Origin of the sequence: uncultured Arcticibacterium sp. (genome assembly GCF_964021845.1) — a bacterium.
In the GTDB taxonomy this organism is placed as follows: Bacteria; Bacteroidota; Bacteroidia; order Cytophagales; family Spirosomataceae; genus Arcticibacterium.
The window spans coordinates 1,486,165-1,498,925 of sequence record NZ_CAXHZC010000001.1 but is presented as its reverse complement, the minus strand read 5'-3'; the positions used below and the strand labels follow the sequence as shown (position 1 = coordinate 1,498,925).

The following is a 12,761-nucleotide window of genomic DNA, read 5'->3' as shown; positions in this document are numbered from 1 at the left end:
AGGTGTTTCCACAGGGCTTATTTTTTTACCAAACCTTAACATGAATTTGCTGATTAATGAGCTTGCTCCATTTTTCGCCAGCCTGTAACTCTCCAGAAAGCTGTCGGTTATTTTCTCTGCTAAAAAGCTCCCATTTCATCTCTTTTTCGCCTTTGCTGAGCGGAGTAAAACATAACTCTAAACGCTCTATCATTTTATAGTTTTCTTTATTCTTAGTGACCGAAATACTTGTGCTTTGGAGTCTGCACTCCTGAATATGGTTGAGGTCTATTCCAGCCTCTAACACTGTTTCTCCGTTAATTTCTTTATGAAAGAAAACTAAACCTTTTTTGTTGTCTATGGCTATAGCAAAGTTGCCACAAAACTCGTACGATGTAATACGCCCTTCGTGTGTGTTGGCAGTGCTTGTGAGCGACTGTAATTTCTGTTGATCTTTTTTCTTGCGGCTTTTTCCCATTAAAAGGAATGGTACCACACAGATGGCGGTGCATATTATGCCCACTATGATAGTTCCTAAATCTAAATCCATTTTTATTTTTTATATAGTTTTTTAGGGCAATGCCGTATGCAAAGCCCATGAAATATTTGTCAAAATGCCTTTTAAGGCAGCTGATTAAATAAAAAATAGATTACCAGAAGTAATGGAAGGGGAAAATAATGTCTGCTTTTCTATGCCTAATAAGCAGGTTTTTGGCAGAACTCACATACTGTGAGTATTTGCTAATAAAAACCGCTTTGTGGGTCTTTTCTAAAATCCAAGGTCCACTAAGTGAGTCTTTTAAATCAGGATTCTTAAGACTATGAGAAGGGGAGGAGTTCCTGTAGGAAGAGACTAAACCAGAAAAAAGATCAGTAGAAACGGAGGTAATGTGTTTACCTTTTTCAGTCTTCAGAGCGAGGTAGGTAACGTCTGATGTGCTCACACGGCCTACGGCAAAGCAGTAAACTGTTGCAAAGAGTAAAACACCGAAATATTTTAACGCCTTTTTCACGTTGTAAAATTAGCTATAAAGCATTGATTTCACGGTACGGTATCGACATTTTGTATAAATGTGTACACCTATGACCGCACTCAGGTCAAATGCAATGTTCCTTGTTTTTTTCTAAGCATTTATTTGGGAGCATTCTGGCATCAGAACACCATAGGTTATTCGGAAGGTATACGCAAAACGACCTTGGTTTTTGAGGCGGACCAGTTAATATGCTTAGGTTTTAAAGTTTTAATTATAACAGATATTAAACAAGTAAGTTTTAGCTACAAAGATTACCGAGATAGCTCTCAAAATAAGCTAATGAAGTCTCTGGCTTAGAGTTTTTGCGTCGATTTGTACAGCATATATTACGTCATGGTTTTGTGAGGATTCGGCCGTGCGGCGTTCCGTATGATGGCTTTTTGGCTTCAAAGAATAAGTCCAAAGAATTAAACAGGACTAAAGCGGACTTTAACCAAGCTAAAGCCGATAGCTATCGGGATTAAAATGAAACAGGGGCTTAATCGTTGGATTTGAGCTTAATTTTAGTAAGCTGGCCTTTCGTTGATTTTTATGTAATTATTTCGTGTTCCGCACAATCTACCCTCAATTGGTTTTCAGCAAGTTGAGTTTTTAAAAGTTTGCAGTAATGAACTCCCTTGTCAACCTTATAATTAGAACAAGTAAAACACATTCGCTGAATAGTAATAATTCCGGATTTATTAAGGTCATAAATCAACTTAAGCAATCCGTTAAGCATTATTGTTTTGTGTTCATCAGAAAGTTTGTCAATTGGCTGTTCAATTGAAGAAGCGAAGAGTGATGCTTGTTTAGCTATTCTTTTCCCTTCTGATGTGAGTAAGAGGGAATAACTTCTTGTGTCCGATGGGTCGGTTTCTTTACTGACTAAATCTTTTGTAAGTAAAACTTTTACGCTATCGCTAATGGTAGCTTTGGTCATATTAAACTCGTCTGCTAAATATCCTACTTTGCATTTTTCTATCGAATGAAAATAGATAAATATTAAAATCTGAATCTGTATTGGGCTTAATGAATTTTCTTTGCTTTCGTTCCATAGCAACACTCGAAAAGCTTCTGATATTCGCTCCAAAGCCACTACAATTCGGCTTTCAATTTTTTGATTTTGTTCGTTTAAATTGAATGATGAGTATTTCATTTTTTAATATTTTTAGCTACAAATAACCAAGCCTGTGTGCCTGATACAAATGTTTCAAGTATTCTTTTATATTGATTTACTTCGTACTTATCGGTTCAAAAAGTTCACTTTAAATAATAGACCATCAATAAAATTACTTCCATTTTCAGATTTAGCAACAAAAGGATAATGCTCTATTTGACCTTTTGCTAGTATAGTTGTCTCTTTGATTTGTAAATACTCAATTTTTTAGCCTGCTAATTTTTCTCGCTCTCCTTTTATGTTCCATTGTATTTTTCAAGCTGAACTTTCTCTAAACTGTGAAGTTCCATAAGGAAAAAGCAAGAGTTTCATTTGTAATTTTCCATATCAATGATGAACTAGCCTTTTATTTCTGCAGCTGCAATCATGTCAAAGTGCATCACGCTACTTTTTTTGGTACATAAGTGTCCTAAACTGCTACTTTCATTTTCTTACTTTTTTATCGTGCGATTGTGCCTTTATAGTTAAACCCCTAAAAAGGGCAATTGCAACAATATTATTGCTTATGTCATAATTATAAATAAAAGCCTTGCAAAGGTAGGAGTCCTAACTTTACAAGGCAAATAAAATTACTTTACTTGGTATGGTAAAGATAAATTTCCACTTGCTACCGAATACACTTTGTATACACCAAGCATTGGTTTGTCACCTCCACCTGTATTTACTTGCATAAAAGCAGCAACGCCATCATAAGAAAAATCAGTTTTGTTGTTCATTCTGTAATCAGGAACAATAACTTTTATGGTACTTCCCTTTGTGATGACCTGAAAACCTGGAGAATCCATATACATTGGCATTCCCGGATTGGTTTTAGGTAACACAACACTTGTGTCATTTGAGTCAAACTGTTTTACGGCCAAACCGCCTTCCACACGCTTGTCTTCTGTTAGAATAACCCAATGCGGATGCCAAATTATTCCGTCATTAGCATAATTACTATCAGTGTTTTCATCCCAAAGTGGTGTGTCATCAAAATCGGGATGAGAAGTCAAGGCAAGTGCAACAATGCCTTCGGTGTCTCCAAAACCAACGTCAGTTGGTTTTAAAGTAGTTGGAAAAACATAGCCCAAAACAGGTGCACCGTTTAGTTGACCTACTGCTTTTGGTGTCGTTCTCCCAGCAAATCCCTTTACAGTAATTTCCCAAATTGTCGCACCGATTTCTGGGGAATGCTTTACGCTTACCTTTTTGATTTGGAAGTCGTCATTGTTGTAGTTACCACATTTGTTGCAAGCAAAAGCTTGAACTGTAAAAAGGCAAACGCCGAGAAGAAGAAGTAAATGTTTCATTTTAGTAATTTTTGATTTTAGAAAAAGCTAGGAATCTTTTTTAATTAGGATTCCTAACTTTTGTTTTTAAATTTTTTAGCCTTTTACATCTGCCATTGAGGCACCAAAATTAATGTGTAGCACATTTCCATTTGTTGTAAGCAGAGCTGGAACAGATTTTACTCCTGCTTTTTCTGCTTCTGAAATTCGGTTACGGGCTTCGCCAATGTTTACGATTTCAACATTTTTTGCACCGATTAGATTAACGATGTCGTGTTCTGCACTTACGCAAACAGGACAACCTGCGTGATAGAAAACTGATTTTGTCATTTTCTTAACTTTTTAAGTGTTTTGGTATTATTACCACCACAAATATCGTAAGGACTCCTAACTATACAAATAATTTTGATGAATTTTGATGATATATTCTATAAGACTTTATAAATGAATGTTTTTTGAATCGTTGAAAAGGTTCATTCTTTTTCTTGGTTTAATTGAAGTGTAGCCATCCTTGACCTCTTCACGGTAAATCAGACCGTTCTTAATTAGAGAAACTCGAGCAAATTATTTTTAATTTTAAACAAACAATTTGCGTAGGAAACGCTCCAAATTTACATAGGGTCAGATAGTGTTTGCTCTCAAACAAGCGAGACTGTGGTCTCTGTTTATGAAGTATGTTGGAAGATGGGAATTAGTGATGCCACATTCTATAACTGGAGAAAGAAGTATGGCCAAATAGGGGTTTCCGAACTCCGAAGACTTCGCTACTTAAGTAGAAGAGAATTGCAGCCTTTCTACAGAGGACCAGCAAAAAGCAAGGAATAGCACCGAGGAGAGGGGAAATCAAAGAGGCTTAATCAAAACTAAAGCTAAATTAAGCCTATCCTGAGCTTCGCCGAAGGACCTTATTCGCTGCATTCGAGTCTAATTGTTGTGTGTAGTTTTTATTAAACCAAGCCATTGGAATATCAGCTTCGAAATTTTTAGTTCCATTGTCAATTCGTTTTTCAAACCGTCCCTCAATTTTAAATCCTAATTTTTCATAAAATTTGATTGCTTTTTTATTGCTTTCTCTTGCAATAAGTTCAATTCTTAATATTTCTATTCTTTTGTTTTCTACATTTTCAAGTAAAGATGTAAAAAGTAACTTACCAAGTCCTTGACCTTGGTATTCGCAATCAACAACAACTGTTAATTCAGATAGAATATGATTAAAAACATTTGGCTCTAACTTGTAGCAATGTATTTCACCTATTAGCTGATTCGTATTTAAATTTTCAATTACTAAACAAACTCCATTACTTATTGCTTTCTTTAGGTTTGTTTCGATATAATTTTCTGTAATTTCATTTTCAGTTCTAGCAATACCTCCAATGTTTTTTGAAACTTTCTTATAAAGATTTAATATTCTTTTTTTGTCATCCAAACGTGCAAATCTAGTCTTAAAATGCATCTTTTTTTTATTTAAATTACACACCTCGACTGGATATAATACATATTAACTATATCCTTCTTGTAGGATACACTAAGCTAATAGGTTTTTTATTGAATTTGAAAATACATCTTTATAAATCGGCCGGAATGCTGAAACATTTTGTACCGATTTGTTTTGGCGGCGTTTCGCAATTCTGTTTTTTATGACAAAGGAATTAAACAGGACTAAAGCGGACTTGAATGAACCTGAATGCCAGAAGCAAAAGTACAGTATAGAGCAAATTTGCAAAGAATGCCTATGGGTAAATGCAAACGAATGGCCATAGCAAGACATGGAAGATTATAAGGACCTTAGAACCAGAAAGAGGGCCACCCTGGGTAGGATCGCCAGTTCGCGTAAAACCAAATTTAAAGCGATGGGAAAAGACAAAAAGCCTATCCGCCGCAAGGAGGAAAGGCAGGGTAAGAGACAAAATTACTCCAAAATTAGGAGGTGGGAGAGGTATGTCTGATGCTTACATTTTTAATAAAAAGAGCTATCTAAAAGCAAGGACTAGCTGCGAAAACCAAAGAGGCTTTATCGAAACTAAAGCTACATTAAGCCCGTCCTGAGCTTAGCTCAAGAGCCTAATCTTAATTGTTGGTGGTAATTAATTTTTCATTCTTTCGTCAAATGACATTCGAGTTTCACTTATCACTTTAATCTTCTTAAAATCAGGGTGTAATGGGTTTATCAAGTAATTGTATTCTTGATGAACTATGCAACTTGGAACTTTCAATATTGCTGCGTCATTGTTTAAAACGAAGTCGTCTCCGATAATTTGTGTTACAAGTAGGGGAGGTTTTGAATCCCAGTTGGGAGGTAAGTCATTAATGGAAACTTCCAGTGCAGTAATGTCGTCGGGAATTTCTATTTCAATAAAAAAACGGTCTTTAGGTAAGTCTTCACTAAGATCAAGATGAACAGAAACCTCTAACATAGCGAGAGCTCTGCTTTCGGCTGTATAAACCAATCTTGTATCTTCACTGTTCCATCTGAAACCTTTAGACTTGGAAGCTCCAATACCAGATAAAGTTGTTTTAAGATATTTTTTTCTTTCTATACGGTAGAGTTTCATTATGCAAAATTTCCGTACTCTATTCTGTTAAGGCAAAATTTCACTTCGTTAATTCCGCTTATTGTATCAAGAAATTTTATTGGAGCTATACCACCTAATGATAGATTTGGTTTATTCAGCCAACGCTGAAATTTCTCATTCTCTTTATTAAATACATCAAGCCCAAAATCAATCAATTCCGATATTCTCAAGACGAGCTCACTGTCTCTACTATCTAGAAGAGCATGGTCGCCTTTCTTTTTATTATAGGTAGTTTGAGGTACACCTACAATATTTAATACCATTTTAACAGGACTGTTAATTTTTTTGCTGATTGTTTCTAAGGAGCCATATGGTACACCTCCACGAATAACTTGAACTCTTTCTAATCGATTAGACCAAGTAAAAGTTTTTCCGTCAGCAATTAAAGTCCACTTTCGAATGTCTTTTCTTCGAAGTTTCGCTCTGTCGATACTATCTTTTGTGTTAAATCGGGTAGTTTTTATTGAATTGTTCATTGCAGTGTATTTGCTGTGAAGGTACAATCAAATTGTTGGTTTTGCAAAATTGCCGCCAAGGTTCCGTATAGCCGCAGACGGCCCTGCTTGACTGCCATATTTTGTGTGTGCCTTGACGAACAATGTAGTTTTTTAAAAGAACAACCTTAAGGGTGAAGGTCTAGGCGTTCACGTCCGAAAGTGGCGGAGTTTTTAGCTTAGCTCAAGGTCCTTAATCGCTGCATTCGAGCCTAATTGTTAGGTGCTGGCTTTTATCTATTCAGTTTATTTTGTAAATTATTTCATAATCGTGAGCTGTCACGAACATTGGATAATTACTCCACTTTTTTTCGCTTTCTTTAGCCCTTTTATAGGTTTCTCTAAAGAGTTCTTGCAAACGTAAAATGACTAACAATTCCGCAACCTCATAGGCTTGTTCAATTTCTAGAATGTCGTGTTTTTGATTTTTATAAACGTCTTCGTAAACTTTTTGAAGGTTTTCAAATCCGGTTATAGTCAAGTCCTTATTCGTACTGTGCTCAAAATCTGCTAACCATTCATAATCTTCTTGTCCGATTTCGCTAAATGAAAATAGGTCTATAAACCATCTATCATAATTTATAGTAAATCCGTTCATTTCGCAGTAAAAGGCTTTGAGCTTTTTTGAAAAATTAAAAGTGTATTTCAGTTTTACACTTGAATAGAATTTGGAAATAAATTCACTTAATTCTGATTCCAAATGAAGAAGAGTCATTCCAATTAATTGATGAAATTCCGTTTCAGGAATCTTGCTCAATTCCGATTCCGTAATTTTTATCGCAGAATCTAAATCATTCCGCTTTACATATTCGTTAAGCTTATCTTCTAAATCAAAATTCATTTATCTATAAATTGGATTCTTGAAAATAGTCATAAGCAAAACCTGTAATATCTTCGGTTAGAGAATTGTTTTCTTCGTCAAACAATTTATATTCTTGTTGCAAGTTATTCCCAATAGAAGCACCACCATCAATTCCGACAAGCAAAGAATAAAATCCATCCGTAAGGGTTCCATCAATAATTTTTTTTAAGGTTTCCATTTGTTTGGAATCTATATTAAGCGACTTAATTAATTCTCCAACATAAGTCTTAGTTGTATTGTCGAAGTAACTTTTAATCATTTCCTCTTTTGTTTGGTAAACTCCTTTTACAAAATCTTCTGTATTCATAGTTTTTTTAGTTTGCAGGTAACGGTGATTATAAGCGGAGTATGACCGAAGGGAATATTTCGTCTTATATATTATGTGTGCCTTGAATGAAAAATTTAGTTCTATAGAAAGAACAATCTAAAGGGTGAAAGTTTAGGTGTTCCTGTCCGAAAGTGGCGGAGTTCTTAGCTTAGCTCAAGGGGTTTAATCGTTGCATTCGGGCCTAATTGTGGCAATGCTTTTTATTTGTTTTCTATTTAATTATCAATTATTTCGTTCTTGTATAATTCTTGACTTAGTGCTTTCAAATACTTTTCAAGGATTATTTTTTCATACACTTTATCTCTGTTTTTTTCCGAATTGCTATTTCCCTTTGAACCAAAAAGTTTTGATTTAATTCCCTCTTTCAAGTCCGTTTCGCCAAATCCTACGTGTGGAGGAGTTGGGTATTGGATTTGAAAAACATTCTTTAAGTATAAATAGAAGAAGGCTAAGGATATTACTAAAACTACCGCTCCAATGATTGATGAGTTTATTGAAGCCTTTCCAGCGGTTTCTATGGAGGCTTCAGTTGTTAACGATGAAAAGTCTCCTACAGTTAAGGCATAGTGCAATTGCCAAAATGAAAAAGCTAATCCAGAAATTATTAATATGAGAACGACTAGACTTATTACTATTCCGGTGGTAATTTGTTGACTAAATACCTTTTTGGGATACTCAAATCTCCATTTCAGATGATTATAGTAGGCCTTCTCAAGGGTTTTCCAATCTGTGGACTCAAGCTCTTCCTTTTTTTGGCTCTGTCTCAGCCTAATAAATTCGGATACTAAGTTTGTAATAGAAGGGGAGATTAAGTCAAATTGTATGGACATTTTGTTTGTCTTTTAAATGAAAGCTAACATTAGCATAGCCCCCAGCTCCTAACCGAGTAGCGTCTATATCTCTAATATATGTACTTTTAAGCGTCTGTTTTCGGGTAAATGTGCCCGTCTAATAAGTGAAGTTGGAGAAAAACCTTGGTACTGCCAAAAGCATTTATTATTCGGTAAGATGAACTTGGGTTCGCTAGCTCTTCCTACAAAACTTTGAAGCTTATTTTAAGCTAAGCAAGCGGTAGGTTTGACTGGCAATTTCTAGCTCTTCGTTGGTGGCAATAACTAAGGTTTTGACTTTGGCATTTTCAGCACTAATGTCTAGAAGGCTATCTAATTTTTGAGTATTAGTTTCTGCGTTTATTTCAATGCCTAGGTAGTCCATTTGCTCACAAGTTTTTGCTCTTAAAAAGCTAGAATTTTCTCCTATCCCTGCCGTGAAAATAATGGCATCCAGGCCGTTCATAGCTGCTACATAAGAGCCTATGTACTTTTTGATGCGATAAGCATTCATTTCTAAGGCCAAAATACAATTCTCATCACCCGCTTCAGCCGCTTTCTGAATATCTCTTAAATCGCTATGCCCAGTTAGGCCTAGCATGCCACTTTCTTTGGTCAAAAGCTTGTTTACTTTGTCTAGCTCATAGCCTAGCGTGTCTACCATGTAAAATATAAGACTATGGTCTATGTCGCCGCTTCTGGTTCCCATAATTAAGCCTTGCGAAGGTGTGAAACCCATACTGTGGTCTACGCTTTTTCCGTTTTCTATAGCAGTCATACTACAGCCATTTCCTAGGTGTATGCTTATGATTTTGCTTTCGGTTTTGCCTAAGTATTCTTGAGCTTTTTTGGTGACATATTTATGACTGGTACCATGAAAACCATAGAGCCTAATACCAGCATCTGATAGTTTATTTGGTATGGCATATTTATAAGCTTTCTCTGATATGGTCTGATGAAAAGCGGTGTCAAAAACTACCACCTGAGCAGATTTGTCGAAAATTTGTTCTGCAATTTCTATTCCCTCCAAGTTTGCCGGATTATGCAATGGAGCGAGCGAAAATAGTTCTTTTATTTCCTCTTTTACTTTGTTGTCCACTTTGGTAGTATCGCCATGTTTGCTGCCGCCATGTACCACCCTATGGCCTACGGCTGCTATTTCATCCGCATTTTTTATGGCTCCTACCTCTTTGTCCACTATTAAATCCGCAATGAGTTTTAAACCTGTTTTATGGTCAGGGATTTCTGCTTCTAGCTCTTTTTTGCCGTTTATAGATTTGTGGCTGAGTCGAGCGTCTTTTTGACCTACTCGCTCTACCAAGCCAGAAGCCAGTACCACAGCTTTTGGCATTTGAAACAGTTGATATTTGATAGAAGAACTCCCAGAGTTTAAAACTAAAATATTCATATTTATTGCCCTTGTGCTTGAATAGCTGTTATGATTACGGTATTAAAAATGTCATTGACGGTGCAGCCTCTACTGAGGTCGTTTACAGGTTTGTTTAGGCCCTGTAATATTGGGCCAATCGCCAGTGCTCCGGTCTCTCTTTGCACAGCTTTGTAGGTGTTATTTCCTGTATTTAAATCTGGAAAAATGAAGATGCTCGCCTGACCTGCTACTTCAGAATCTGGTAGTTTACTTTTACCTATTTTCATATCTACGGCGGCATCGTACTGGATAGGGCCTTCTACTTTTAAATCAGGTCTTTTGCCCTTTACTATTTCGGTCGCTTTTCTAACAATATCCACATCTGCCCCTACGCCAGAAGCTCCAGAAGAATAAGAAAGCATGGCTATTTTAGGCTCAATTCCGAAGTTAAGACTCGTTTCTGCGGAAGAAATAGCAATCTCTGCCAGTTCTTCTGCCGACGGATTTGGATTAATGGCACAGTCGCCATAAACGGTAACTCTGTCTGGCAGGCACATAAAAAATACCGAAGAAACCACAGACACATCTGGCTTGGTTTTGACAAACTGCAGTGCTGGCCTAATGGTGTGCTGGGTGGTATGAGCAGCACCAGAAACCATTCCGTCGGCGTCGCCCAGGTGCACCATCATAGTACCAAAGTAGGATACATCTGCCATTAAATCTTTGGCCATGTCTTCGTTAAGGCCTTTGTGCTTACGCAATTCAAATAGGGTATTGGCGTAAGCTTTGAAGTTTGGTGATTCTGTAGGATTTACAATGTTTATTTTAGACAAATCTAGCTGTATATCTAGGTTGGCTAGTCGGTGGGCTATTTTGGAAGCTTCTCCTAAAATGGTTATTTCTACCACCTCTAAATCCACCAGTTGTTTAGCCGCTTTAAGAATTCTTTCGTCATAACCTTCTGGCAGTACTATATGCTTTTTGTTGGTTTTAGCTCTTTTGACCAGGTTATACTGGAACATTCTTGGCGTTATGCCGCTTTGTTCAAACGTGATAAGTTTATTGGCAAGGCTTTCTACGTCAATATTTTGCTCAAAAACCTGAATAGAAACATTAATCTTTTCTGTGTTTTCGGCATATACTTTTGGCTTGATGTCGCCAATTCTGTTGGTGATGGAATAAGTACCTTCACTTACAGAAATGATTGGCACCACATCAGACAAACCCTCTATTAGTTTCAAAATAGCTTCTTCTGGTATTAAACCACCAGTAAGCACTATGCCTGAAATAGCAGGGTAATTGGCTGAAAGGTTTGCTTGCAATGCTCCCAAGATAATATCGGCCCTATCGCCAGGGGTAATCACAAGGCTGCTTTCTTTGAGGTGCGTTAGGTAATTTCTCAGCTGCATGGCTCCCACACTAAAAAAACCGGCTTGGTTATTTAGGTACTGTTTTCCAAAGAGCACCTTACCGTTTAGGTCATCCACTATCTCTTTTAAAGATGGCTGCGAAAGGCTTGTGTTTTTAGGAATTACCTCTATTAATACGCTCTCAGGGAGTTTTTCCTTTAAAACTTGCTCTACTGCTTTTTGGTTTTCGGGCAAAACTTTATTGGCAATAGCCATCAAAACAGAAACACCATTTCCCTTAAAGGAGTCGCTGGCCATTTGTAAATTACCGGCAAGTTCTTCCACTGTTTTACCTGTCTCTGTAGCCAATATTATGGCCGGAATACCAAGGTTTTTGGCAATCAAAACATTGATGTCCCACTCTATAATGGAGCTTTCGCCAGAGAAGTCAGAACCTTCTACTAAGATAAAATCAAACTGCTCTTCCAGGGCTTTGTATCTGTCAATTATTTTACTGATAATCTCGTCTTCTTTTCCTTGATTTAGCTTTTCAATTAGCTCTCCTCTGGTAAATACGTAGGCATCTTTTGGTTTGATAAGTAGTTCAAAATGATTAATCATGGTGCTGATGTGATTATCCATTTTACCCTGCTTTAGGTTGTCAATAATAGGCCTGAAGTAGCCTACTTTGGCTGCTTTGCCCAAAAGCATTTGCATCATGCCAAGTGATACAATCGATTTGCCGCTGTTTGGGCCAGTTGTGGTTATATAAATTCCTTTGCTCATTTTCTATGTCATTAGCTTGGCTTCAAGATACCAAAAAACTAATTCTGTTGATTTTTAAAATGGCAAAAGTCTTAAAACAATATTAGACCCGGCATGACTATGGTCAGGTTTTGGGAATAAGTATTGGTAGTAAAGATTTAAGCTATGCTACATACTTTGCACCAAGGTGACTGATACGCATATTAAGAGGTCACGAGCTCCGCATTACATTTATCGCAATCCTGCTCTATGATGTGTTCCATTTTGCCAAAGAGGTAATTCATCAGTTTGGTCAAATGGTTTTCGCAGGCTATTTCGGCTTCGGTAACGGTGTCAAAAATGTTATCCATGGGTTCTGGAAATAGGACGGAGGCTTTAAAGCTTACTACATATTTCTGAACCTTAATTCCTTTTTGGTGAAAAAGAGGCTGAACAGAATAGCAGGCAAATGGCAGATTGAAAATGGAGCAAGACTCATTTCTATGCCAGACTTTATCAAGGTTTTTTAATCGCATGCCCAAAGGTATGCTAAGAATGTGTGTAAGTAGTGCTAAAAATTACCGCATTCGTTTTGTGGGAGGGGGATTAATAAGATTTTTAGCAATTAATTGCCCAACTCCGTTTTCAAAAAGTCGGCATTATGAAAAACTTGGGCACGGTTTGCTAGTTTGTCCTTTACAAAAGGCGTCTAACCTATAGAAATGGAATCACCTATAATTAAGACCTTCGGTTTGTCTTGAATCAAACTTAAAAG

General features: G+C 36.8%; 14 protein-coding genes and 1 pseudogene. 1 reads left to right on the top strand and 14 read right to left on the bottom strand.

Annotated elements, in window-relative coordinates:
* Window positions 1–25 precede the first annotated feature (25 nt).
* The 5 genes from AADJ06_RS06440 to AADJ06_RS06420 all read right to left on the bottom strand — a co-directional run bounded on the left by AADJ06_RS06440 (window position 26) and on the right by AADJ06_RS06420 (window position 3,767).
* Entirely contained in the window at window positions 26–529 is a 504-nt protein-coding gene (locus AADJ06_RS06440; protein WP_341225588.1) for a hypothetical protein, read from the bottom strand.
* Between the two features lie 100 nt (window positions 530–629).
* Window positions 630–992, bottom strand: coding sequence for a hypothetical protein (locus AADJ06_RS06435; protein WP_341225587.1), 363 nt, complete (start codon window positions 990–992; stop codon window positions 630–632).
* A 550-nt stretch (window positions 993–1,542) separates the two neighbouring features.
* The gene (locus AADJ06_RS06430; RefSeq protein WP_341225586.1) at window positions 1,543–2,148 is read right to left on the bottom strand and encodes a MarR family winged helix-turn-helix transcriptional regulator; all 606 of its coding nucleotides are present in this window, start codon (window positions 2,146–2,148) and stop codon (window positions 1,543–1,545) included.
* Window positions 2,149–2,738: 590 nt separating this feature from the next.
* A complete protein-coding gene (locus tag AADJ06_RS06425) occupies window positions 2,739–3,458 on the bottom strand; it encodes a hypothetical protein (protein WP_341225585.1) in 720 nt (239 codons plus the stop codon).
* A 75-nt stretch (window positions 3,459–3,533) separates the two neighbouring features.
* Window positions 3,534–3,767: a thioredoxin family protein gene (locus AADJ06_RS06420; protein WP_341225584.1), complete on the bottom strand. Its 234-nt coding sequence runs from the start codon at window positions 3,765–3,767 to the stop codon at window positions 3,534–3,536.
* 295 nt (window positions 3,768–4,062) lie between these two features.
* Between AADJ06_RS06420 and AADJ06_RS06415 the strand changes: the two are divergent.
* Window positions 4,063–4,208: pseudogene (locus AADJ06_RS06415) on the top strand (transposase); the annotation flags it as partial.
* Between the two features lie 109 nt (window positions 4,209–4,317).
* Here the strand turns inward: AADJ06_RS06415 and AADJ06_RS06410 are convergent.
* From AADJ06_RS06410 to AADJ06_RS06370, 9 genes are all read right to left on the bottom strand, one after another.
* Window positions 4,318–4,890 carry an N-acetyltransferase gene (locus AADJ06_RS06410; protein WP_341225583.1) on the bottom strand — a complete coding sequence of 191 codons (573 nt, stop codon included), beginning with the start codon at window positions 4,888–4,890 and terminating at the stop codon, window positions 4,318–4,320.
* Between the two features lie 631 nt (window positions 4,891–5,521).
* Window positions 5,522–5,989 carry an RES family NAD+ phosphorylase gene (locus tag AADJ06_RS06405; protein ID WP_341225582.1) on the bottom strand — a complete coding sequence of 156 codons (468 nt, stop codon included), beginning with the start codon at window positions 5,987–5,989 and terminating at the stop codon, window positions 5,522–5,524.
* On the bottom strand, window positions 5,989–6,486 hold the full coding sequence (locus AADJ06_RS06400; protein WP_341225581.1) for an antitoxin Xre/MbcA/ParS toxin-binding domain-containing protein: 498 nt from the start codon (window positions 6,484–6,486) through the stop codon (window positions 5,989–5,991). The genes AADJ06_RS06405 and AADJ06_RS06400 overlap by 1 nt, the downstream gene beginning before the upstream one ends.
* A gap of 259 nt (window positions 6,487–6,745) precedes the next feature.
* The gene (locus AADJ06_RS06395; protein ID WP_341225580.1) at window positions 6,746–7,345 is read right to left on the bottom strand and encodes a hypothetical protein; all 600 of its coding nucleotides are present in this window, start codon (window positions 7,343–7,345) and stop codon (window positions 6,746–6,748) included.
* A gap of 4 nt (window positions 7,346–7,349) precedes the next feature.
* The gene (locus AADJ06_RS06390) at window positions 7,350–7,673 is read right to left on the bottom strand and encodes a hypothetical protein (RefSeq protein WP_341225579.1); all 324 of its coding nucleotides are present in this window, start codon (window positions 7,671–7,673) and stop codon (window positions 7,350–7,352) included.
* 236 nt (window positions 7,674–7,909) lie between these two features.
* Window positions 7,910–8,524 carry a hypothetical protein gene (locus tag AADJ06_RS06385; protein ID WP_341225578.1) on the bottom strand — a complete coding sequence of 205 codons (615 nt, stop codon included), beginning with the start codon at window positions 8,522–8,524 and terminating at the stop codon, window positions 7,910–7,912.
* Window positions 8,525–8,744: 220 nt separating this feature from the next.
* Window positions 8,745–9,932: an acetate kinase gene (locus tag AADJ06_RS06380; RefSeq protein WP_341225577.1), complete on the bottom strand. Its 1,188-nt coding sequence runs from the start codon at window positions 9,930–9,932 to the stop codon at window positions 8,745–8,747.
* Window positions 9,933–9,934: 2 nt separating this feature from the next.
* A complete protein-coding gene (pta, locus tag AADJ06_RS06375; RefSeq protein ID WP_341225576.1) occupies window positions 9,935–12,028 on the bottom strand; it encodes a phosphate acetyltransferase in 2,094 nt (697 codons plus the stop codon).
* Between the two features lie 182 nt (window positions 12,029–12,210).
* The gene (locus AADJ06_RS06370; protein WP_341225575.1) at window positions 12,211–12,522 is read right to left on the bottom strand and encodes a hypothetical protein; all 312 of its coding nucleotides are present in this window, start codon (window positions 12,520–12,522) and stop codon (window positions 12,211–12,213) included.
* Between the last annotated feature and the right edge of the window lie 239 nt (window positions 12,523–12,761).